This is a genomic window from Achromobacter marplatensis (assembly GCF_002209535.1).
Taxonomy (GTDB): Bacteria; Pseudomonadota; Gammaproteobacteria; order Burkholderiales; family Burkholderiaceae_B; genus Achromobacter; species Achromobacter marplatensis.
Genome location: NZ_NJIG01000003.1, coordinates 369,784 through 390,594, shown reverse-complemented (window position 1 = coordinate 390,594; position 20,811 = coordinate 369,784). Strand labels below are relative to the sequence as shown.

Below are 20,811 nucleotides of genomic sequence, written 5' to 3'. Positions count from 1 at the left end.
CGGCAAGGCGAAGGCCGCGGCCATGGGCTTGCGCCAGGCTGGCGGCATTCGAGGAAATGTCGGGGTTTTTGGCGGTTTTTATCGGCTATGGGCGCGCGCGATCGGCGTTACGCTCTGCACAACATTGGCGTCATGCCCCACCAGCAAGGAATCAGGTAATGGCTGTATCAGGCTTGTCCGGCATCGAAAGCATGCTCCAGCAGATGCGCTCCGTCGTGAGCAAGGCGGAAACCGGCAATCTCGCCGCCGGTGAAATGGTCGGCCAGCCCGACGGCTTTGCTGCCGAGCTGCAGCGCTCGATCCGCCGCGTGACGGCTGCGCAGAACGCATCGTCCGCTCAGGCGAAGGCCTTCGAAATGGGCGCGCCCGACATTTCGCTCAATGATGTGATCATCGATATGCAGAAAGCCAGTATCGGCTTTCAGACGGCGGTGCAGGTGCGCAACAAGCTGGTTGCCGCCTACAAGGAAATTTCCTCGATGGCCGTTTAAGGCCAAGGAAAGAAACGGGGGCTTTGCTTGCTGCCCCCTCGGGCGTATCAGTCGCGCTGCGCGCCTTTCTCAAGGCGCCACACCACTTTCTGCAGCCAGTTCTCCTGGCGCGCATCCAGATTCAGGAATACGGCGCCCACGTGACTCATCGGCGGTTCGCCGGTCAGCGAGACGTGCCTGGGCGCCTCGTCTTCTGGTGTTCCCGGCTGGATCATCGGCTGGCCTGAAATCGGGTAGACGTTGCGCACTTCCAGATCGGCGCTGAGCTTGCCCAATTCGCCGAAGTCCAGCTGCACGGCTTCCATCACCGTGCCGCGCACTGGCAGCACCGGCACCGCCAGTCCGACCCGCAGGCCCACGCCCTCGACCGACAGGTCGCGCACCGTGAAACTGTACGGCTTCTCTTTTGGCACGGGTTGCCAGCTGGCCTGGCACAGGTTGGCGCTGCCGGCCAGTGAGGCACGGAACATCTTGCGCCGCTGGATGCGAGCGAGCCGATCGGGAAAGGGCGACACCAACGCCGCGCTGCCGTCGTCGAATTGGATCACCTCGGGACGCTGCACGCGGAACCGGATCTGCACGCCGCCGTAAGCAGTGGCGTGAAAATGGAAAGTGGTGCCGCTCAATAGGCCCATGCTGTCGGACTGTTCGAAGTCGGCGCCCGCGTAGTCGCGGGGCCGCCAGAAGAACTGGCGGGTGTGCTTGTCCGCGCCCAGGACAAGCACGGCCATCTCGCGGTCGGCGGCATCGCGTACGAGGATGTGGCTGTCGGGGTGCGTCAGTTCAAACAAGGCTGAGCGCATGTCTTCCGGCCGGGTCAGCAGGAATTCCGGGTCGCTGGCATCCAACACGATGGTGGTCCTTAGAGAGTGAGGTCAGGCGGGTGGCGCGGTTTCGGGAAGCTCGCGCGATTCCAGGCGATAGAGCCAGGCCAGCAATTCTGCCACTGCTACGTACAGTTGGGGGGGAATATGTGCGTCCAGGTCCACCTGCATGAGCAGCCCGACGAGTTCGCGAGACTCGTGCACGTACAAGCCATTCTCTTCGGCGGCACGGACGATGGTGTCGGCCAACTGGCCGTAGCCCTTGGCGACGACGCGCGGAGCGCCGTCCTTGTCGTCATACGAAATGGCGACTGCTGCGTTGCGGTTGGCGTTGGGGCCGTTGTCCTCGGCGTAGGAGGTGGTGCTCATCAGAGGTCGTTCGGGTCGATGGCGCGGGGTTCCGTCACGCTGACCGCCAGGTTGCTCAAGGTCAGGCCCGCGGCCAGGAGGCGTGATCGCAGCTGGTCGGACGAGTCATTGATCTCGGCGGCCGCCAGGGGGGCAACCAGTTGCAGGACGATCTGGTCGCCAGCCAGGTTCAGCCGGGCGTCCACCAGGCCAAGCCGGGGCAGATCCAGCTTCAGGCGCGTAGCCCAAGTGGGCGTCGCCGAGTCGGGATCCCCGCCGTAAGGGTCGCGTTCCACTTCCCATTCCATCGGCGTGCCCGGCCAGGCTTCGCCTTGCCAGGTCAGCGACTGGTTGGCCAGCACGTCCAGCTGCTGACGCACCAGCACCGTCAGGTCCTGGTGGATGCCGGTAATCGGTGCACCCGGTGCTGAGGTGGAGGACGAGCCGGCGCCGGAGGGCGCATCCGCGCCGCCGCCAGCCCGGCCCGAGGCAGGGGCCTCCGGCCGGGCGCGTGTCGGCATGGTGTTCTGCGGGATGTCGTCCTTGCTCAGTTTGGCCTGGGGCTCGTTCTGCAGCGACGACGGGCTGAGTCGCCCGAAGACCATGTTCGTCAGATGCGATTCGTAGAACAGGCCGCTGGTTTGCAGGGCCTGGCGCAACGCCTGGCCCAGCAAACGGGCTGACGGGCCGCTTGCCGCCTGCGAGGCGTGAGCAGCGGCATCGGCGCCGCGGGCGGCGTTGGCGTCCGCCGGGCCAGCCGGTCGCACAAGCTTGGTGGCTGCGGCGGCATCCGCGGCCGTGGCGAGGTCGGCTGAGGGTGCCGGCTGGGCAGGCGCCGGCGTCGCGGCAGGCGTGGGTTGGCCCGCAGTCGCTGCGGCCTGCTGTCCGGACGGGGCTTGACCAGCGGTTTGGCCCGGCGCGCCGCTGGCGTTCCAGAGCGGTGCGCGCCCCTGCACGGCAGGCGCGGCCTCGGGATACTGGGCCAGCAAGGCAAGAATCGTCCGGGCGGTCGTGCCCAGCGTGGTCGGGGCCGACGCAGTAGTGTCGCTGCTGGTGACGAGTCCACGGGCAGCCAGCGCCAGGGCGGCGGCGGTCTTGGCGTCGACAACAGTATTCTGGCGGTCGCCTCGGGCGCCGCCAGTCTGTATGCCTTGCCGGGAATCGCGGGTGGAACCATCCGACGAGCCGGGCTTATCCAGGCCTCCGGGCTGGCTGACCGCGTCCGGCCGTGCGCCGGAGACCTGATTGGCGGTAGCGGCGGACATCGTCGTGCCAAGCACGGCGTCCAACCGCTGCACCAGGACGTTGCCGAGTGCGGCGGGACCTACGCTCATTCTTCAGGCGTCCGGTTACCGTAGGCGGAGAGCAAGGTCTGCTGGCGCTTCATGCGTCCCAGCAGCTCGCCCAACCGAGCCAGTTGCGGCAGGGCCAGGTCGCGCGTCAGAGCGTCGTTTTCCAGGATGCGCACGAGCAAGTCATATTTCATGGCGCGCGCGGCGTCATCCAGCGGAACCGTGCGTTCAGTCATGCGCAGGCGCTCGACCTGCTCGCAATATTGTTGCCCATGGACCATCGCGGCATCCCAGTCGCCGGCTTGGGCGGCTGCAAGCATTTCGCCCGTGATGAAGGCGATTTCCTGGTAGCGTTCCAGGATGGGAGTGGTGGGCTGGGTAAGGGACGTCATGGAAATCTCGGGCGTTTGCTGGCGGGCTGGGTTCGTTTGCGCCGTGCCATCAAGGCTGCGTGCCGCCGACAGGGCGGTCGATGGAAGTCTGCCAAGCCTCGGCCAGATCCGCCAACAGGCGGTCGGCAATTTCAAGCTGCTCGGGGTCTGCCTTGAGATTCGCCATCAAAAGCGTACGGACGATGTAATCGTAGAGGCGGGCGAGATTCTCGGCGATCTCGCCGCCTGCCTCCATGTTCAGTCCGGTCTTCAGGCCCTCGTCGACGATCTTGATCGCCTTGGAAATGGCCGTGCCGCGCTCCGTCACCCTGGCTTCCTGCATGTGGATGCGGGCCTGCCCGATAGCTGCACGCGCGCCAAGATATAGCAAGGAGATCAGCCGTTCCGGGCTCGCGCCAACGATCTGCGTTTCCAGGCCGATGTCGGCATAGGAGCGCACAGAATGGGAGCCTGTGGGACGGCGGGCGGCGTAAGTCATTAATGCATCTTCTATAAATTACTTGGATTTGGCCAAGGCGGCGAACTGTTGGGTGAGGTAGTTCGCCGTGACGGTTTGCTGCGATACGAACTTGTCCAAGGCAACGAACTGAGCGCGCATCTGCGCCATTTGTGCCGCGCTGGACGTTTTGGCGCGATCCAATTGTTCTTTCACATCTTCGATCGATTTGGTCAGGCCATCTTTGCTTGCCTTGATCGATCCGTTGTCGCCCAGGACGTTCTTCGTGGCTGCGGCGAATTTCGCCGCAAGGCCATCGGGCGAAGTCATGAGCTGTTTGACATCGGCGGGGTTAGCTGCCAGCGCCTTGTCCAGTTTGGCTTGGTCCAACTTCAACTGGCCGCTTTTCGGGTCGGTTGAAATACCCAGGTCGGCGAGGGAGCGTACTGTCCCGTCAGTCGTGAATGCTTGCAAGGCGTTGGACATCGCCGACTGAATGCTGCGCGTGGTACCGTCGCCGGTCAGGGCTTGATTTGTTTGTGCTGCGACGTCAAACGCCGTCAGTTTCGTGATTGTGTTTTGCAGCGCGTTGTAAGCGTTGACAAAATCTCCCACGGCTTTGCTTGCAACGGCGGTATCGCTGCTCAGCTTCACTGTGATGGGTTTGCCATCCTCAGTCTTCGCGGTGAGATTCAACGTAATGCCGTCAATAGCCGTGGAAATGTTATTACTGCCACTCTTGACCGCGATGCCGTTGATCTCGATCTCCGCATCAACCGCTGCGGTTTGTTGCTTCAGTTTGGTGCTGGTGTCGGCGGGATCGGTGTTGTAATTCAGGATGTTCTTGAGATCGGAGTTGCCAGCAACGGTAATGGATTTCACCGCGGCCTTTTCGCCGGTATCTTTGGCGCTGAGCATCAGATAGCTTGCCCCATCGCCGTTGGTGATGATGGTGGCGCGTACGCCAGCCTTGTCGTCGGAATTGATGGCTTTGGCGATACCGTCCAAGGACGTGTCGGTCAGGTTGATGGTGCGCTTGTCGCCATTGACAAGTTCGATTTCGAATGAGCCAGACGCGCCATTGGCCGCCTTGCGATCGGCGACAACGCCCGATTGCAGTGTTTGGGCCGTAGCGAGTTTGTTTACATTGATCGAGTACTCGCCCATCGTGGCGCCATTTTCTCCGATAGTCACGGTCAGGCCATCACCGGTTACGGTCGACTTGACCGCATCCAACGTCGACGACTTCCCCAACGCTTCGGCAGCCTTTTGCAAGGCTTCCACAGCGCTTTGCACTTGGCCGAACGCGCTCACCCGGGCTTCGTAGCTGGCCTGGCGGGTCGAATAAATGCTCAGTCGTTTGTCCTCGGCGGCCTGAAGATCCGTCAGGATCTTTTCCAGGGGCAAACCGGTGGTCGAGCCGAGGTTAGTGATGGAAGCCATGTGAAATTCCTTTCTTGCGAAGCGATTCTGTCAAAAATACGGTGCCGGCGATTGGCCGGGTAAGGGCATAAGGCGGGCCTAATTCGGTGCTTCTCTCACAGATTGGCGCCAAAATAAGCGATAAACGCCGTTTTAAGTGGCGTATCAAGCTGTGGTTTTGATGCCATTGCCTTGCATGTTCACGATCATTTTGGCGATTTTCAGCACCGTTTCGCTGGGGATGGTGCGAAGTACGTCACCGGTTTCCGCATCCACCACCGACACGACGACCTGATGTACGTTGGGATCGATCTCAAACTGAAGTTGCGTGGACCAGGCCTTCATCTGGTCGTTGATTTCATCAAGCGCCTTGTCCAGGGGCAGCTTCTGCGAGTCCGATTGGTCCGACGTGGCGCTGTCGGAAGCGCCGCTATTAGTCGTTGCGGCGGCGGGCGTGACGCTCACGGCCGGTTCGGCCACGACGTGCGCCTGGGTCATCGCAGCAGGTGCGTACGTAGCGGGTGCTAAAGGGGTTACGGCCATGATCACTCCAGCGGCGATGTGGGCGTCTCGGAGGAACGCGCTGTTTTCAGGGAATTCTCAGCTACCATAACGGCATGCCCGCAGGGAACTTTAGCCCTCGGCGAGGCAGATGTTTCACGTGCTAAATAGTTCGGATCGGGCAATGAGTGTCAAGACGGCGCTGCGAGTTATCGAAATCATCGAAACCTTTGCCCGCGAAAAGCGCGCGCTGCCCTTGTCGGAGCTTGCCCGGCTGCTGGACGTCCCGGTGTCCAGCTGCCTGGCGCTGATCCGCACGCTGACCGGCCTGGGCTACCTGTACGAAACCGGCCGCCGGCAGGGCTACTACCCCACGGGCCGTCTCTTGGCCATGGCCCAGCGCATTGCCCGAGCCGATCCCGTTCTGGATCGGGTCTATCCCAGCTTGGTCGAATTAAGGGACGCCACGCGCGAGACCGTCGTGTTCGCCAAGCTGACGCAGGACGGGCGCGTGGTCTATCTGGATGTGCTGGATTCCCCACATACCATCCGATATGCGCCCGTTGCCGGCGAGTTCAAAGACGTTCACGCCAATTCGCTGGGTAAAGCGTTGATGTCGCTGATGGACGAATCCGTGCGCGATACGATGCTGGCCGGCATGGCAATGACCCGCTACAACGAGCGCACGCTCGTCACGCCGCAAGCGCTGCAGGACGATATCCAGCGGTCGCGACAGCGCGGTTGGTTCATGAACAGCGGAGAATCCATCGCGGACGTGGGCGCCATCGCCTGGCCCGTCACCCTGTCGGGCGAACACTATGCGATTTCGGTCGGCGGCCCGATCTACCGGATCGAGCCGCAGCAGGAAGCCTATGCGCGCATCCTGCGGGCGGCCTGCACCGGGCTGGAACAGCAGGCCTGAGACGCTATCGCGCCACGCAGCGCAGCGGCGCAGCGGCGATGGCGTCAGTACGACTTCGGCAGCCCCAGCACCTTTTCCGCGATGAAGCACATGATCAGCTGCGGGCTGACCGGCGCGATGCGCGGGATGAAGCTCTCGCGCAGCAAGCGCTCCACGTGGTATTCCTTGGCGTAGCCCATGCCGCCCAGCGTCATTACGGCGGTCTGGCAGGCGTTGTAGCCGGCCTCGGCCGCCAGGTACTTGGCGGTATTGGCATAGGGCCCGCAAGGCTGGCCGGCGTCGTACAGGCTGGCGGCCTTGAACACCATCAGGTCTGCCGCTTCCAGCTGCATCCAGGCCTGGGCAAGCGGGTGCTGGATACCCTGGTTCTGCCCGATGGGCCGGCCGAACACGGTGCGTTCGCCGGCGTACTTCACCGCCCGGTCCAGCGCGGCGCGGCCGATGCCTACCGCTTCGGCGGCGATCAGGATGCGTTCCGGGTTCAGGCCATGCAGGATGTATTCAAAGCCGCGGCCTTCCTCGCCGATGCGGTCGGCCACCGGAATGCGCAAACCGTCGATGAACAGCATGTTCGAGTCCACGGCCTTGCGACCCATTTTCTCGATCTCCCGCACTTCGATCTTCTCGCGATCCAGATCGGTATAGAACAGTGACAGCCCCTGCGTGGGCTTGTCCACCTCGGACAGCGGCGTGGTGCGCGCCAGCAGCAGCATCTTGTTGGCGACCTGCGCCGTCGAGATCCAGATCTTGCGGCCATGCACCACATACTCGTCGCCTTGGCGGACGGCCCGCGTGGACAGCTTGGTGGTGTCCAGCCCGGCGTCCGGCTCGGTCACGGCGAAGCAGGCCTTCTCGCGGCCGGCGATCAGCGGCTCCAGCCAACGCGCACGCTGCTCGTCGCTGCCGAACACGACGACCGGGTTCAGGCCGAAGATATTCATATGGACGGCGGACGCACCGGTAAACCCCGCGCCGGAGGCCGCGATGGTCTGCATCATCAGTGCGGCCTCGGTCATGCCCAAGCCGGCGCCGCCGTATTCCTGCGGCATGGCGATGCCCAGCCAGCCGTCGCGCGCCAGGTCGGCGTGCAGCGGCTCGGGAAAGCCGCCTTCGCGGTCGCGTTCCAGCCAGTATTCGTCGGGGTAACGGCCGCAGATGCGCGAAACTGCGTCACGCAGCGCCAATTGATCGGGGGTGAAGGCAAAGTCCATCAGTTATTTCCATCTTGGGTAATGCCGCGGTCGACCAGGGCGTCGATCCGGGCGGCGTCATAGCCGGCTTGCTCCAGCACTTCGCGGCTGTGTTCGCCCAGCCTGGGCGCGTGCCGACGCAGGGATGTGGGCGTGCCCTGGTACTGGCCCAGCGGAGCAGTCGTGCGTATCCGGCCTTCGGAGGGGTGGTCCATTTCGCGGATGAAGCCGGTGGCGGCCAGATGCTCGTCCTGCAGCAATCCGTCCACCGTGTACAGCTGAGACGCGGGGATGTCCGCGCGCGCCAGATCGTCCAACCATGCCTGGCTCGGGCGCGTGCTGATCACCTCCGCCACAAAGGCGTAGACCTCGCTGATATGCGCGGCCCGCGCCCCGTGCGTGCAGAAACGGGGATCCTGCTCAAGCTCCGGCCGGCCAATCAGGCCGAAGAAATTGCGCCAGTGCTTATCGTTGTAGATCAACAGGCAGATATAGCCGTCGGCTGTTGCATAAGGTCGGCGATGCGGCGCCAGCAGGCGCGCGTAGCCGGTCGGGCCCAGCGGCGGCTCGAAGGTGGCGCCGCCCAGGTGGTCCCCCAATACCAGGTGCGCCATGCCTTCGAACATGGGGATCTCGACCTGTTGTCCGCGTCCCGTCGCCCTGGCGTGCAGCACCGCCGACACCAGGGCAATGCCCACGTGCAGGCCTACGGCACGGTCCGCCAGCGTCAGCGGGGCATAGCGCGGCACGTCGCCGCTTTGCTGGGCCGATAGCGCGGCGATGCCGGTCTGGCCCTGGATCAGGTCGTCGTAGGCGGGCCGTCCGGCGTACGGGCCGGCCTCGCCGAAACCGTAGGCGCCCAGGTAGACGATGCGCGGGTTGCGCGCGGCCACCGCTTCATACGACAAGCCCAGGCGGGCCATCGCCTGCGGCCGGATGTTGTAGAGCAGGGCGTCGCAGCTTTCGGCCAGTTTCAGGCACGCGTCCAGGCCCTCGGGCGTCTTCAGGTCCAGCACGATGGACCGCTTATTGCGGTTCAGGTGCAGGTACAGGTGGCCCATCCCGGGGTTGCGCATGGGGCCGACGGCTCGCATGTTGTCGCCCGAGGGCGGCTCCACCTTGATCACGTCGGCGCCCAGGTCGGCCAGGATCTGCGTGGCGTAGGGGCCCATCACGACTGAACTCAGGTCCAGGATGCGCACGCCGCTCAGCGGGCCGGCGCCGGATGTCGTCTCAGAGGGGTTGTGCTGCGTCATTGCTGTTCGATTCCCGCGTCGCGGATCAGCTTGCCCCACAGGTCGCGTTGTTCGCTGACGAACTGCGCAAACGCCTCGGGCGTGCTGGAGAAAGCGTCGAAGCCCAGGCCGGCCAGGCGCTTCTTCACTTCCGGTTTGGCCACGACCTGATTGATCGCGGCGTTCAGTTTGGCCACGACGTCGGGCGGCAGTCCGGCCGGGCCGAAGTAGCCGTTCCAGGAATTCAGGTCGAAGTCCTTCACGCCGGACTCGGCCATGGACGGCAGGTCGGGCACGATGGCGCTGCGTTCGGCGGTGGACACGGCCAGCGCGCGCAACTGGCCCGATTGCACGAAGGGCAGGCCGGAGGCCAGGTCGGTGAACATGAAGTCCACCTGCCCGCCGACCACATCGGTCAGGCCTTGCGGCGTGCCCTTGTAAGGCACGTGCAGGATGTCGATCTTGGCGCGGTCGGCCAGCGTGGCGCCGGCGACGATGCCGGTGCTGTTGCCGCTGGCGTAGGTGATGCGTCCCGGGTTCTTCTTGGCGTCCGCCACCAGGTCGGCGACCGTCTTCCAGGGGCGCTTCGGATTCGCGACCAGGATGAAGGGCAGGTTGCCGCCGCGCGCGATGGGAGTGAAGTCCTTGACCGGGTCGTAGGGCACGTTCTTCATCAGCCAGGGGGCGGCCGAGTGCGACGTGTTGGTGGTGACGAAAAGGGTGTACCCGTCAGGCTTGGCGCGCGCCACGTAGCTGGCGGCGATGGTGGCGTTGGCGCCGGGTTTGTTCTCGACGACGATCTGCTGGCCCAGGATGGCCGACAGTTCGGATCCGAATATCCGGCCGACGGCGTCGGTGCCCGAACCGGCCGGGAAGGGCACGATCAGGGTGATGGGTTTGTTGGGATAGTCGGCGGCGTGGGTGGCGGGGGCCGCCATCACGGCCGCTGCGCCAAGTAGGGCCGCGCCCAGCAGGCTCAGGTTTCGCATGGTTTGTCTCCAGTTTTTGTGGGGTCAAGCGCGGCTCTTTGTCCGCTGCCTGTTGCTGCGCCGTCAGGCGGCAGGGGGTGATGCCGGGAAATCGCGGATCACGCGATCGGGGGATTCTTCATAAGGCGGCGTGTAGATCACCAGCAGGCGGGCGGGCTCGTCGCTGGTCACGGTGAAGACGTGCGGGATGTCGGGCGGGAAATAGCAGCAATCGCCCGGGCCCATGTCGGCCCATTCGTCCTGCACCTGGGCGCGTGCCGTGCCCGAAATCAGATAACAGACCTGTTCGATGCCGGGGTGGGCATGGGGCAGGGCGCCTTTGCCCTTGTCGATGACACCCAGCAGCACTTCCACGCCACGAGCACCGACCGTTTCGGGGCTGATCAGCCGGCGATTGAGCGTGCCGGTGTGGTTGGCGGGGTGGTAGCCCGGGACGTCGGCCTCGCGGACCAGCCAGTGGGGGGGGTTCGGTTGCGTCATGGTCATCCGTTTAAATTCTCATACATAAATTTATTTTCACGTATGAAAAAAACATCGGCAAGCGCTTTTTCGGTCGAGATACCGTGCCGCGCCCTAGGGGATTAGGGAAAACACCGTGCACGGACTGCTAAAATCCAAGGCTGATCTCACTTCGCGACCCCGCCATGTCCCTTGTTCGCCCGCCCGACGCTTCCGCCACCCTGTCCGATTGGCTGCGGTACCTGGAGTCCATCCACGCCACTGCGATCGACATGGGCCTGGACCGCGTCCGCGAAGTGGCTGCGCGCATGGGGCTGGAATTGTCCGGCGTGAAATTCGTCGTTGGCGGGACCAACGGCAAGGGTTCCACCTGTGCCATGCTGGAAGCCATTCTGCTGGCGGCCGGCTACAAGGTCGGGCTGTATACCTCCCCGCACCTGATCGACTTCAACGAACGCGCCCGCGTCAATGGCCAGATCGCTTCCGACGCCGCCCTGATCGAGCAGTTCCAGGCCGTGGAAACCGCCCGCGGCGAGGTCTCGCTGACGTACTTCGAATTCACCACGCTGGCCATCCTGCGCCTGTTCTCGCAATCGCGCCTGGACGCCGTCGTACTGGAAGTGGGCCTGGGCGGCCGTCTGGACGCCGTCAACATCGTGGACGCGGATTGCTCCATCGTCACGAGCGTCGACCTCGACCATATCGACTGGCTGGGTGACACCCGTGAAAAAATCGGCTTCGAAAAGGCCCATATCTACCGCGCAGGCCGCCCCGCCATCTGCAGCGACCCCGTGCCGCCGCAATCGCTCCTGGATCACGTCGAGCAGATCGGCGCCGACCTCTGGCTGTTCGGGCGCGACTACAACTATTCCGGCGACCGCCAGCAGTGGGCGTACGGCGGCCGCGAACAGCGCCGCAGCGCGCTGGCCTATCCGGCCCTGCGCGGCGCCAATCAATTGCTGAACGCCTCGGCCGCGCTGGCCGCGCTGGAATCCGTGCGGGACCGCCTGCCGGTGCAACAGCAGGCCGTGCGGCTGGGCCTGCTGCAGGCCTCGCTGCCGGGCCGTTTCCAGATCCTGCCGGGCCAGCCTTCGGTGATCCTGGACGTGGCGCACAATCCGCATGCCGCAGCCGTGCTGGCGCAGAACCTGGATAACATGGGCTTCCATCCGTATACCCATGCGGTGTTCGGCATGCTGAACGACAAGGACCTGGCGGGCGTGGTGGCCAAGCTGGGCACCCGTATCGACCACTGGTATTGCGCCGGCCTGCCCGGGCCGCGCGGAACCGCCGGCCAGGCGCTGGCCGAGCAGGTGGCCGCGGCGTTACCGCCGTCACCCGCCGGGGCCGAAAGTCCCAGCATCGCGGCCTATGCGGATCCCGCGCAGGCCTTCGCTGCGGCGCGCGAACGGGCGGGCGAGAATGATAGAATCGTGGTGTTCGGGTCGTTTCTCACCGTGGCCTCGGTTTTGCAGGCACTGGGTCGCAAGGCATAGGCAAATCGGGTCTTGGCGGCCCGCCGCCATATTGCCGCAAGGCGCCGCAAGGAATTCTCTTCCATGGGTTTTTTCAAACGCAAAGATCCTGCCGATCAGGCGCAGTCCTCCAAACGGGCGGCAGTGCCTAGCGAGGTGCAGGCTGCGGAGCTGCGCGGCCGCGCGCGGCGCAGGTTGGCAGGCGCCGTCGCCCTGGTGCTGGCGGCTGTCATCATTCTTCCCATGGTGCTTGATTCGCAGCCCGTGCCGGTTGCCGACAACATTCCTATCCGCGTGCCGGAACGCAATACGCCGTTCCAGCCGCAGGTAAGCGAACCGCAGGCCACCACGCCTGCCACGCCGGAGTCTGGCACCCCGGGCGCGGCCCCCACGGATCCTGCCGCTGTCCCGACGCCGCCGCCCGTCACATCGGTGCCGCCCGTGGCCGTTGCGCCGACAACGCCGCCCGCCACACAAGTGACGCCGCCCGCCACGCCGCCCAAGCCCGAAGTCAAGCCGAAGCCTGAACCCAAGCCGGAACCGAAGCCGGCCACGGCGCCCAAGCCCGACACGCGTTCCGACGACGGCGCACGCGCCCTGGCTCTGCTGGAAGGCCGTTCCGCGCCGGCTGCCGCCGCCCCGGCGCCCAAGCCCGCCGCCGCCAAAGGCAACTTCGTCCTGCAGATCGCGGCCTACACGACATCGGAAGACGCCCAGTCGCGCCGCACCAAGCTGCATCAGGCGGGCGTCACCAACGCATTTGTGGAACAAGCCTCCATCGGAGGTAAACAGCAGTACCGTCTGCGCGTGGGGCCGTTCCCTTCGCGCGAGGCGGCGCAGGCGGCCCAGGCGCGTTTGCGCACCTTGGGCTATGACAATGGTTTCATCGCCGCGCAATAGTGACCGGCTTCGACTTCGTCGTGCTGGCCATCCTGGCGGTCTCGGGTGTGCTGGGCCTGGTGCGTGGCCTGCTCAAAGAGGTGCTGTCGCTGGTCGCCTATCTGCTGGCCTTCGTGGCCGCGATATGGTGGGGCCCCACGGTCTATACGTGGCTGGAGCCCTATATTGAAACGACGCTGCTGCGCATGGGAGTCTCATACGCCGTGGTGTTCATCCTTGTGCTGCTTGGTGTGGGTTTGGTCAACATGACGCTCGCCGCCTTGATCCGCAGTACCGGACTCAGCCCCGCCGATCACGGCCTGGGCGGCATGTTCGGGCTGGCCCGTGGTCTGGTGATCGTCCTGGCGCTGGTCGCCGCCGCCGGCTATACGCCGCTGCCCCAAGAGCCGTGGTGGAAGGACGCCATGTTTTCGCATTCGGCCATCGAGGCCATCAAACATATCAAAACGTGGCTGCCGCCGTCTTTGGCGACATGGCTGCCGTATTGATTAGCTTCAAATCAACCAGGAAATCTCACCATGTGTGGAATCGTAGGGGTCATCGGGCGCGGGCCGGTCAACCAGCTGCTCTATGACAGCTTGCTGCTGTTGCAGCATCGCGGGCAGGACGCCGCGGGCATCGCGACGTCGCAAGGCAACCAATTCAATATGTACAAGGCTCACGGGCTGGTGCGCGACGTCTTCCGTACGCGCAACATGCGCTCGCTGCCGGGTACGTCTGGCGTCGGCCAGGTCCGCTATCCCACCGCGGGCTCCAGCGCCAGCGAGGAAGAGGCCCAGCCGTTCTACGTCAACGCCCCGTTCGGCATCATGTTCGCCCACAACGGCAACCTGACCAACTGGCGTGAACTGCGCGAATCGCTCTACCGGGTCGATCGCCGCCACATCAACACCAATTCGGATTCCGAAGTGCTGCTGAACGTGCTGGCGCACGAGCTGCAATCGTCGGCCAACGGCGTGTCGCTTGACGACGACGCCATCTTCCGCGCGGTGTCGGCCGTGCACAAGCGCGTGCGTGGCGCCTACGCCGTCGTGGCGCAGATTTCCGGCTACGGCCTGCTGGCCTTCCGCGACCCCAACGGCATCCGTCCGCTGTGTATCGGCCGCATGGAAACCGACGAAGGCACCGAATGGATGGTGGCGTCGGAATCCGTGGCGCTGGAAGGCAGCGGTTTCGTCTTCGTGCGCGACGTCGACCCGGGCGAAGCCGTGTTCATCGACCTGGACGGCCGCTTCGTCAGCCGCCAGTGCGCTGACAATCCGCAACTGGTGCCCTGCATTTTCGAATACGTGTACTTTGCGCGTCCGGATTCGCTGATCGACGGCGTGTCGGTCTACGACGCCCGCCTGCGCATGGGCGAATACCTGGCCGACAAGGTTGCGCGCAACATGCGCCTGGGCGATATCGACGTCGTGATGCCGATTCCGGATTCGTCGCGTCCTGCCGCCATGCAGTTGGCTGCGCGCCTGAACCTGGACTACCGCGAAGGGCTCATCAAGAACCGCTACGTGGGCCGTACGTTCATCATGCCCGGTCAGGCCGTGCGCCGTAAGTCCGTGCGCCAGAAGCTCAACGCCATCGGCATGGAATTCAAGGGCAAGAACGTGCTGCTGGTCGATGATTCCATCGTCCGCGGCACGACCAGCCGCGAAATCGTCGACATGGCGCGCGCCGCCGGCGCCAACAAGGTGTACTTTGCCTCGGCTGCGCCTCCGGTCCGCTTCCCCAACGTGTACGGCATCGACATGCCCACGCAGTCGGAACTGATCGCCACCGGCCGCACCGACGAGGAAATCGCCCGCGCCATCGGCGCCGACTCGCTGATCTACCAGGACCTGGCAGACATGCAGCAATCGGTGCGTGACCTGAACCCCAAGATGTCGCGTTTCGAAGCCTCGTGCTTCGACGGTGAATACGTCACCGGCGACATCACTGCCGAATACCTGGCCCGCCTGGGCCAGTCGCGCGCGGAGCCGGGCCAGGAGGAAGGCGCCAGCGGCCTGCAGTTCAATATGGGTTACGCCGCTAACGACGCCTGATCCGTTACTGTCAGGCTGATTGAAAAATGCCGTCCCGAGGGACGGCATTTTTTTCGCCGGGCCGTTTACCCCTTCGCCTCCCAGAGGGTTTCCCGCGTCGCCTCCAGATGCGTCAGATACAGGCGCAGGTCGAATTCGTACTGGTGATAGTGCGGTTCCATTCGCAGGCACATGTTGTAGAAGGCCTTGTTGTGGTCCTTCTCTTTCAGGTGCGCCAGCTCATGCACCGTGATCATCTTCAGGAACTCGGCAGGTACCGTCTTGAACAGCGTCGCCACGCGGATCTCGTGCTTGGCGCGCAGCTTGCCGCCTTGCACCCGCGAGATGTACGTGTGCTGCCCCAGCGCATGCTGGATCACGTGGATCTTGCTGTCGTAGGCAACCTTGTTGATCAGGTCGCCATTGCGCATATAGGTGTTCTTCAGGTCCGTCACGTACTCATACAGCGCGCGGTCGGTCCGCACGGCATGCGGGCCGTCCGGGTAGCGCGACAGCAGTGCGGCGCCCAGTTTGCCTTGGTCTAGCAGTTTCTGGGTCTGGAGCAGCAGGGTTTCCGGGTAGCCGGTCAGGTATTTCAAAATGATCTTGCGCGAGGCGCGCCGCTTACTGGGAGCGGCTGCGCCCGAAGACGACAGGCAGCGCCATGAAGAACAGGATCACGAACAGCGCCAGGCTCCACAGGGCGTACTCGATACCCAGCACCGGCACCTTGGCGTCCATGCAGGTGGCGAAGATGCCGAACAGCCAGGGAATCGCGCCTTCCAGGCCGATGCCGGTCATGAAGCGGTCGGCAAAGGTCTGGTCGCAGGACAGCATGTTGGCGGCGACGCTGTATTGATACCAGGCGGCGGCTACGCCGCCGAGGGACAGCAGGGCCGCCAGCGCTGCGGCGATGCGCGTCAGCGCGCGCCCGCCGCCGAAGCTGCCGATCAGGGCGATTACGCCGATCACCAGGTAAATCAGGCGCTGCATGACGCACCAGGCGCAGGGCGGCATGTCGAAGACGTGCTGGGAGACGAGGGCCACGCCCACCGCGCCGAAGCAGAATAAGGCGATCAGGCGAAGCAGGCGTTCAGAGCGAGTAGTCATTGTTGTTGCGGATTCGGGTTGGTCGGGGCGGGATCCATGTCCAGCCAGGCTCAGGGCTTAGGCCTTGGGAATCGGAATTGGTTGCATGACTTGCGTCAGCACGCCAAGCATCAGGTCGCGCGCGCCTTCCCAGAAGATCTGTACGCCCAGGCACAGCATGATGAACGCCGACAGCCGCATGAACACGGCGGTGCCGTTGTCGCCCAGGCGGTGCAGCATCTGGGCGGCAAAACGCAGGCAGATATAGAGCGTCAGCGACACGGCGATGATGCCCGGAATCGAGCCGCCCAGCCGCACCAGGCTCAGCACGTGGTTCTGGTCGCGCAGCGAAACGCCCACGGTGATGGCCGCCGCGATCGAGCCGGGGCCACAGCTGATGGGGAAGGTCAGCGGATAGAAGGCGCGGGCCTTGGCCATTTCCGGGGTAAAGGATTCGGCCATGCGCGCTACGCGTTCGGTATCGGCGTCGGGGGAATTCACCAGCCGCCAGGCGCTGGCGATCACCAGCATCCCGCCGCCGACGCGCACGATGGACAGCGAAATGCCAAAGAAACTCAGCAGCACGTTGCCGGCCACCATGGCCACGATCAGCATCAGGCAGACGTTGATCGCCACCCGCTTGGCCAGCACCATCCGCGTGGAGGATGACGCGCCTTCCGTCAGCGACAGGAAGATCGGCGCGATGGCCGGCGGGTTCAGGAAGGGCAGGAGCGTGGCCAGCGCGAAGAAAAAGCTGCCACCGAAAACGCGCAAATAGTCATTGAGCTGCATGGAGCGGGCGTCGCCTGGCCGAAAACCCGGATTGTATGCGGTCCGGGGTGGTCTGGCGATGCCTTGCGGCGCGATCAGGCGACGCGCTGCTGCGCCTCTTCGCCGGCCAGCGCGTCCAGGACGTCACGCTCGAACTGCATCTGGCTGCGGGGGCGCGCCAGCGCCGAGCCGTCCACGATGAACACGTCCTCCACGCGGTCGCCCAAGGTCATGATCTTGGCCATCAGCAGGTTGACTTCGTGCTGGGCAAACACGCGCGCCAGCGCGTGCAGCAGGCCGGGGCGGTCAGTCGCGGTGACCGACAGGCGCCACGAGGTGCTGCGCTCGTCGGGCTGCAATTCGGCTTGCGGCATGACGGGAAACACCCGGGACACCCGGGACTGTCGGCTGCGGCCGAAATAGCCGCCGCGGCTGGGCTGCGTCTGGGCGGCCGCGTGCGGGTCTTTCAGGCGTTCCGCCAGTTCATGCTCGACCAGCGTGGCTTGCGCGCGCAGGTCGCTGGCGCCTTCGGGCAGCAGCACAATGAAGCTGTCCAGCGCCCAGCCGTGCCGCGTGGTGTGGATCCGCGCGTCCTGAATGGATAGGCTCTTGGCGTCGAAATAGCCGCAAATGGCCACGAACAGGTCGGGCGCATCGCGGGTATAGACCATGATCTGCAGGCCTTCCCCTTGTTCGGTGGGGCGAGCCTTGACGACTGCCTGCGCGGGCGCGACCTGGTGATACAGGTGGCGCGTGTGCCAGGCGATGTCCGAGGCGTCGTGACGCAGGAAATAGGCCACGTCCAGCTGATTCCAGAAGGCCTCGCGGGCATCGTCGCGCAAGCCGACCAGCCGGGTCAGGCGGGCGGCTTCTTCCTTGCGTTCCGTCAGCACCGTGTGGGCGTCGGCATGGGCGCCGCCCAGGGCCGCCAGCGTCAGCTTGTACAGGTCTTCCAGCAGCTTGCCCTTCCAGGCGTTCCAGACTTTGGGACTGGTGCCGCGGATGTCGGCCACCGTCAGCAGGTAAAGCGCCGTCAGATGGCGTTCGTCTTTGACGGTGGCGGCAAATTCCTGCACCACGGCCGGGTCCGACAGGTCGCGCTTTTGCGCGACGGCCGACATCAGCAGATGCTGGCGCACCAGGAACTCCGCCAGCTTGGCGTCCTCGGGATCCATGCCATGGTCTTGCGCAAACTTGCGCACTTCGCGAGCGCCAAGCTCGGAGTGATCGCCGCCGCGGCCCTTGGCGATGTCATGGAACAGCGCCGCTACATACAGCACCCAGTGCCGGTCCAGGCCCGCGATCAACTGACTGGCCAGGGGATATTCCTGAGCGTGCTCGGGCATCGTGAAGCGGCGCAGGTTGCGCACGACCGCCAGCGTGTGCTGGTCCACCGTATAGGCATGGAACAGGTCGTGCTGCATCTGGCCCACGATGCGGCGGAACACCGGCAGGTAGCGCGGCAGGATGTTCAGCATGGTCATGCGCCGCAGTTCGTGCACGATGCCGCGCGGCTGCTGCAGGATCTGCAGGAACAGCTTGCGGTTGACCGGGTTGCGGCGGAACTGCGCGTCGATGCGGTGGCGCGAATGCCAGATGGCCCGCAGCGTGCGGGCCGACATGCCTGTGAGCTCAGGGTGCTGTTGCATCACCAGGAAGGCGCGCAACAGCAGCGTGGGATTGCGTTCGAAACCGTCGTCGCGAATGATGTCCAGGCGGTCGCGCAGATTGCGAAAATCATCGTCGATATCGCGCGCATCGCTGTCGGGGCGCGGGAACAGGCGTTCTTCGATGTTCTGCACCAGAATGCCGTTCAGCTGCGTGACCAGGCGCGCCGCCCAGTAGTAGCGCTGCATCAGCAGTTCGCTGCCGCGCCGCGTGGCGGTGGCATGAATGCCATAGACCTCGGCCAGCGCCGGCTGCAGGTCGAACAGCACGCGGTCCTCGCGGCGGTTCGACAGCAGATGCAGTTCGATGCGCAGGCGCTTGAAGGCTTGTTCGGCCTTGCGCAAGTCGCGTGCCTCTGACGAGGTCAGCAGGCCCGCCTGGGCCACCGACCGCCAGCTGTCGCCGAAACCGGCCGCGCGCGCCATCCACAGGATGACCTGCAGGTCTCGCAAGCCCCCCGGCGACTCTTTGCAGTTCGGCTCCAGCGCATAGGGCGTGTCGTGATAGCGGGCGTGGCGTTGCTGCATCTCCACGCGCTTGGCGCGGAAGAAGGCGCGCGGGTCCAGTCGGGATTTGGTCGCGGCGTCGAACTTCTTCATCAGAGAGCGGCTGCCGGCCAGCCAGCGCGATTCCAGCAGCGCGGTTTCCACCGTGATGTCGGCGTCGGCTTCGCGTTCGCAGTCTTCGATGGTCCGCACGCTGTGGCCGGGCTCCAGGCCCAGGTCCCACAAGGACGCCACCAGTCGTTCGATGGCGGATTCGTCTTCACGTGTCGGGACGTGCGGCAGCAGGATCAGCAGGTCGACGTCGGAATGCGGAAAGAGTTCGCCGCGGCCATAGCCGCCCACGGCCGCCAGTGTGGCGCCCGCCGGCAGCGGGCAATGCTTGACCAGGTCGCGCAGGGCGGCATCCACGATGCGGCGCAGCTCGGACAACAAAGTGTCCGGCCGTTCGTGTTCCCGGAATTGGGCCACCGCGGCCCGCCGGGATTGCTGGATGCGTTCACGCAGGGAACTCAGGATTTCGGCAGTCATGGCGGCGGGCGGCAGGGCCTCAGACGGCGGGGATGACGATGGGCTCGGTAATGAAGGCAGGCGGGGGCGGCATGCCGGGCGACAGGGTCAGGACTTCGTAACCGGTGTCAGTCACGCAGACAGCATGCTCCCATTGCGCCGACAGGCTGTGATCGCGGGTGACAACCGTCCAGCCGTCGGACAACTGGCGGATCTCGCGGCGGCCAGCGTTGATCATGGGTTCAATGGTGAACAGCATGCCCGTCACCAATTTCACGCCCGTGCCGGGTTTGCCGTAATGCAACACCTGGGGATCTTCATGGAAACGCTGGCCGATGCCGTGCCCGCAGAACTCGCGCACCACGGAAAAGCCGTTCGATTCCGCATGCTTCTGGATCGCGTTGCCCACATCGCCCAAGGTGGCCCCGTTTTTCACCTGCTGGATGCCTTTCCACATGCACTCAAAAGTGATGTCGGTCAGGCGGCGCGACAGGATGGATTGCTCGCCCACGGCGTACATGCGGCTCGTGTCGCCAAACCAGCCGTCCTTGATGATGGTGACGTCGATGTTCAGCGAGTCGCCGTTCTTCAGCACCTTGTCGCCGGGAATGCCGTGGCAGACCTGGTGGTTCACGGACGTACAGATGGCGCCGGTGAAGGGAGGGTAGCCGGGCGGGGCGTAGCCCACGGTGGCGGACTTCACGTGTAGGACGTCAGTCAGGTATTCCAGGCAAAGGCGGTCCAGCTCTCCGGTTGTTACACCCGGCTTCACGTAGGGGGTGATGAAATCGAGGACTTTGGCCGCGTCTTGGCAGGCGGCGCGCATCTTGGCCAGGTCGGCCGGGTTGGTAATTGTGCCCATGAAGTAACTTGACGATCTCTCGCTTGAATGTCTGCTTGAAAGAATAGTAGAATTATAGGCTTCCCTAAAATTTTGGGGAAAGCTCGGCTGTGGCGCGGTAGCAATGCCAATCACTGCCGATAGTTGTAAATCGGGTAGTAGTAAATCGGGTAACGGCAAGAGCCGATCCCGGCGGAAGGTTAGGCTTTTGAAGCCGCTTTCTCAAGGCCGCAGTTGGCCCAAACGATCCTGACGTGTGATCGGCAACAAGCCCTGAAGTTTCACCGCAAGCGAAGGTTGTGGAGCGAAATCGGGCAGGTTGTCAGGTTCTGGAGGGGGCGGGCGGGGCGGCGTCGGTCATGGGGCAGGCGGGTAAAAGGGCTTTATCGAAGCTGGGGCGCGGCGTACTTGCAAACCTGGTCATGTTTTAGAGCGGCGATGCAGGTTCGGTATGGATGTCGGATTAAGTTCTTGAAAACCTTCGGGTTTTTTTAAGAAATGCCCCGGTGGTCTGATGCGCGTGTCGGCGTTGAGC

General features: G+C 64.4%; 22 protein-coding genes. 6 read left to right on the top strand and 16 right to left on the bottom strand.

Annotated features, from left to right (window positions below; genetic code table 11):
- The first annotated feature begins 158 nt into the window (after positions 1 to 158).
- Positions 159 to 491 carry a flagellar hook-basal body complex protein FliE gene (gene fliE, locus CEY09_RS08810; protein ID WP_006223464.1) on the top strand — a complete coding sequence of 111 codons (333 nt, stop codon included), beginning with the start codon at positions 159 to 161 and terminating at the stop codon, positions 489 to 491.
- A gap of 47 nt (positions 492 to 538) precedes the next feature.
- On the opposite strand, the gene CEY09_RS08805 is transcribed toward fliE, so the two are convergent.
- The 7 genes from CEY09_RS08805 to CEY09_RS08775 form a co-directional block, all read right to left on the bottom strand.
- Complete coding sequence (locus tag CEY09_RS08805; protein ID WP_088588348.1) at positions 539 to 1,339, bottom strand: flagellar brake protein; 801 nt, start codon at positions 1,337 to 1,339, stop codon at positions 539 to 541.
- 27 nt (positions 1,340 to 1,366) lie between these two features.
- Positions 1,367 to 1,684, bottom strand: a complete 318-nt coding sequence (locus CEY09_RS08800; RefSeq protein ID WP_088588347.1) for an EscU/YscU/HrcU family type III secretion system export apparatus switch protein — start codon at positions 1,682 to 1,684, stop codon at positions 1,367 to 1,369.
- Positions 1,684 to 2,997 carry a flagellar hook-length control protein FliK gene (gene fliK, locus CEY09_RS08795; protein ID WP_088588346.1) on the bottom strand — a complete coding sequence of 438 codons (1,314 nt, stop codon included), beginning with the start codon at positions 2,995 to 2,997 and terminating at the stop codon, positions 1,684 to 1,686. The genes CEY09_RS08800 and fliK overlap by 1 nt, the downstream gene beginning before the upstream one ends.
- On the bottom strand, positions 2,994 to 3,347 hold the full coding sequence (locus tag CEY09_RS08790) for a flagellar protein FliT (protein WP_088588345.1): 354 nt from the start codon (positions 3,345 to 3,347) through the stop codon (positions 2,994 to 2,996). Before CEY09_RS08790 ends, fliK begins: the two co-directional genes overlap by 4 nt.
- A gap of 49 nt (positions 3,348 to 3,396) precedes the next feature.
- A complete protein-coding gene (gene fliS / locus CEY09_RS08785) occupies positions 3,397 to 3,825 on the bottom strand; it encodes a flagellar export chaperone FliS (RefSeq protein WP_088588344.1) in 429 nt (142 codons plus the stop codon).
- An 18-nt stretch (positions 3,826 to 3,843) separates the two neighbouring features.
- On the bottom strand, positions 3,844 to 5,226 hold the full coding sequence (gene fliD / locus CEY09_RS08780) for a flagellar filament capping protein FliD (RefSeq protein ID WP_088588343.1): 1,383 nt from the start codon (positions 5,224 to 5,226) through the stop codon (positions 3,844 to 3,846).
- 144 nt (positions 5,227 to 5,370) lie between these two features.
- On the bottom strand, positions 5,371 to 5,748 hold the full coding sequence (locus CEY09_RS08775) for a flagellar protein FlaG (RefSeq protein ID WP_035212609.1): 378 nt from the start codon (positions 5,746 to 5,748) through the stop codon (positions 5,371 to 5,373).
- 142 nt (positions 5,749 to 5,890) lie between these two features.
- Between CEY09_RS08775 and CEY09_RS08770 the strand changes: the two genes are divergently transcribed.
- A complete protein-coding gene (locus tag CEY09_RS08770; protein WP_088588342.1) occupies positions 5,891 to 6,628 on the top strand; it encodes an IclR family transcriptional regulator in 738 nt (245 codons plus the stop codon).
- Between the two features lie 44 nt (positions 6,629 to 6,672).
- Here the strand turns inward: CEY09_RS08770 and CEY09_RS08765 are convergent, their stop codons facing one another.
- From CEY09_RS08765 to CEY09_RS08750, 4 genes are all read right to left on the bottom strand, one after another.
- Positions 6,673 to 7,839 (bottom strand): acyl-CoA dehydrogenase family protein, encoded by a 1,167-nt coding sequence (locus CEY09_RS08765; RefSeq protein WP_088588341.1) that lies wholly within the window; start codon positions 7,837 to 7,839, stop codon positions 6,673 to 6,675.
- Entirely contained in the window at positions 7,839 to 9,074 is a 1,236-nt protein-coding gene (locus tag CEY09_RS08760) for a CaiB/BaiF CoA transferase family protein (protein ID WP_088588340.1), read from the bottom strand. The genes CEY09_RS08765 and CEY09_RS08760 overlap by 1 nt, the downstream gene beginning before the upstream one ends.
- Positions 9,071 to 10,042 (bottom strand): Bug family tripartite tricarboxylate transporter substrate binding protein, encoded by a 972-nt coding sequence (locus CEY09_RS08755; RefSeq protein WP_175216724.1) that lies wholly within the window; start codon positions 10,040 to 10,042, stop codon positions 9,071 to 9,073. Before CEY09_RS08755 ends, CEY09_RS08760 begins: the two co-directional genes overlap by 4 nt.
- 63 nt (positions 10,043 to 10,105) lie before the next feature.
- Positions 10,106 to 10,522, bottom strand: coding sequence for a cupin domain-containing protein (locus CEY09_RS08750; RefSeq protein WP_088588543.1), 417 nt, complete (start codon positions 10,520 to 10,522; stop codon positions 10,106 to 10,108).
- Positions 10,523 to 10,686: 164 nt separating this feature from the next.
- Between CEY09_RS08750 and folC the strand changes: the two genes are divergently transcribed.
- From folC to purF, 4 genes are all read left to right on the top strand, one after another.
- Entirely contained in the window at positions 10,687 to 11,997 is a 1,311-nt protein-coding gene (folC, locus tag CEY09_RS08745; protein ID WP_088588339.1) for a bifunctional tetrahydrofolate synthase/dihydrofolate synthase, read from the top strand.
- A gap of 63 nt (positions 11,998 to 12,060) precedes the next feature.
- Positions 12,061 to 12,876 (top strand): SPOR domain-containing protein, encoded by an 816-nt coding sequence (locus CEY09_RS08740; RefSeq protein ID WP_088588338.1) that lies wholly within the window; start codon positions 12,061 to 12,063, stop codon positions 12,874 to 12,876.
- Positions 12,876 to 13,364 carry a CvpA family protein gene (locus tag CEY09_RS08735; RefSeq protein WP_088588337.1) on the top strand — a complete coding sequence of 163 codons (489 nt, stop codon included), beginning with the start codon at positions 12,876 to 12,878 and terminating at the stop codon, positions 13,362 to 13,364. Before CEY09_RS08740 ends, CEY09_RS08735 begins: the two co-directional genes overlap by 1 nt.
- Before the next feature lie 30 nt (positions 13,365 to 13,394).
- The gene (gene purF, locus CEY09_RS08730; protein ID WP_088588336.1) at positions 13,395 to 14,915 is read left to right on the top strand and encodes an amidophosphoribosyltransferase; all 1,521 of its coding nucleotides are present in this window, start codon (positions 13,395 to 13,397) and stop codon (positions 14,913 to 14,915) included.
- 65 nt (positions 14,916 to 14,980) lie between these two features.
- Here purF and CEY09_RS08725 read toward each other — a convergent pair whose 3' ends face one another.
- From CEY09_RS08725 to map, 5 genes are all read right to left on the bottom strand, one after another.
- Positions 14,981 to 15,493: a YgjP-like metallopeptidase domain-containing protein gene (locus CEY09_RS08725; RefSeq protein ID WP_088588335.1), complete on the bottom strand. Its 513-nt coding sequence runs from the start codon at positions 15,491 to 15,493 to the stop codon at positions 14,981 to 14,983.
- Positions 15,494 to 15,518: 25 nt separating this feature from the next.
- A complete protein-coding gene (locus CEY09_RS08720; RefSeq protein WP_088588334.1) occupies positions 15,519 to 16,004 on the bottom strand; it encodes a disulfide bond formation protein B in 486 nt (161 codons plus the stop codon).
- A 57-nt stretch (positions 16,005 to 16,061) separates the two neighbouring features.
- The gene (locus CEY09_RS08715; RefSeq protein ID WP_006223445.1) at positions 16,062 to 16,775 is read right to left on the bottom strand and encodes a MarC family protein; all 714 of its coding nucleotides are present in this window, start codon (positions 16,773 to 16,775) and stop codon (positions 16,062 to 16,064) included.
- A gap of 74 nt (positions 16,776 to 16,849) precedes the next feature.
- Positions 16,850 to 19,456, bottom strand: coding sequence for a [protein-PII] uridylyltransferase (locus CEY09_RS08710; RefSeq protein ID WP_006223444.1), 2,607 nt, complete (start codon positions 19,454 to 19,456; stop codon positions 16,850 to 16,852).
- Between the two features lie 19 nt (positions 19,457 to 19,475).
- Entirely contained in the window at positions 19,476 to 20,297 is an 822-nt protein-coding gene (map, locus tag CEY09_RS08705; protein WP_088588333.1) for a type I methionyl aminopeptidase, read from the bottom strand.
- Positions 20,298 to 20,811: the final 514 nt, after the last annotated feature.

Bases quoted from the DNA above. Each gene is read 5' to 3' on its own strand.
- CEY09_RS08770 (WP_088588342.1), top strand. From the start codon at position 5,891: ATGAGTGTCAAGACGGCGCTGCGAGTTATCGAAATCATCGAAACCTTT.
- purF (WP_088588336.1), top strand. From the start codon at position 13,395: ATGTGTGGAATCGTAGGGGTCATCGGGCGCGGGCCGGTCAACCAGCTG.
- folC (WP_088588339.1), top strand. From the start codon at position 10,687: ATGTCCCTTGTTCGCCCGCCCGACGCTTCCGCCACCCTGTCCGATTGG.
- map (WP_088588333.1), bottom strand. From the start codon at position 20,297: ATGGGCACAATTACCAACCCGGCCGACCTGGCCAAGATGCGCGCCGCC.
- CEY09_RS08760 (WP_088588340.1), bottom strand. From the start codon at position 9,074: ATGACGCAGCACAACCCCTCTGAGACGACATCCGGCGCCGGCCCGCTG.
- CEY09_RS08740 (WP_088588338.1), top strand. From the start codon at position 12,061: ATGGGTTTTTTCAAACGCAAAGATCCTGCCGATCAGGCGCAGTCCTCC.
- CEY09_RS08800 (WP_088588347.1), bottom strand. From the start codon at position 1,684: ATGAGCACCACCTCCTACGCCGAGGACAACGGCCCCAACGCCAACCGC.
- fliS (WP_088588344.1), bottom strand. From the start codon at position 3,825: ATGACTTACGCCGCCCGCCGTCCCACAGGCTCCCATTCTGTGCGCTCC.
- CEY09_RS08710 (WP_006223444.1), bottom strand. From the start codon at position 19,456: ATGACTGCCGAAATCCTGAGTTCCCTGCGTGAACGCATCCAGCAATCC.
- CEY09_RS08720 (WP_088588334.1), bottom strand. From the start codon at position 16,004: ATGACTACTCGCTCTGAACGCCTGCTTCGCCTGATCGCCTTATTCTGC.
- CEY09_RS08790 (WP_088588345.1), bottom strand. From the start codon at position 3,347: ATGACGTCCCTTACCCAGCCCACCACTCCCATCCTGGAACGCTACCAG.
- fliE (WP_006223464.1), top strand. From the start codon at position 159: ATGGCTGTATCAGGCTTGTCCGGCATCGAAAGCATGCTCCAGCAGATG.
- fliK (WP_088588346.1), bottom strand. From the start codon at position 2,997: ATGAGCGTAGGTCCCGCCGCACTCGGCAACGTCCTGGTGCAGCGGTTG.
- CEY09_RS08775 (WP_035212609.1), bottom strand. From the start codon at position 5,748: ATGGCCGTAACCCCTTTAGCACCCGCTACGTACGCACCTGCTGCGATG.
- fliD (WP_088588343.1), bottom strand. From the start codon at position 5,226: ATGGCTTCCATCACTAACCTCGGCTCGACCACCGGTTTGCCCCTGGAA.
- CEY09_RS08715 (WP_006223445.1), bottom strand. From the start codon at position 16,775: ATGCAGCTCAATGACTATTTGCGCGTTTTCGGTGGCAGCTTTTTCTTC.
- CEY09_RS08765 (WP_088588341.1), bottom strand. From the start codon at position 7,839: ATGGACTTTGCCTTCACCCCCGATCAATTGGCGCTGCGTGACGCAGTT.
- CEY09_RS08755 (WP_175216724.1), bottom strand. From the start codon at position 10,042: ATGCGAAACCTGAGCCTGCTGGGCGCGGCCCTACTTGGCGCAGCGGCC.
- CEY09_RS08750 (WP_088588543.1), bottom strand. From the start codon at position 10,522: ATGACGCAACCGAACCCCCCCCACTGGCTGGTCCGCGAGGCCGACGTC.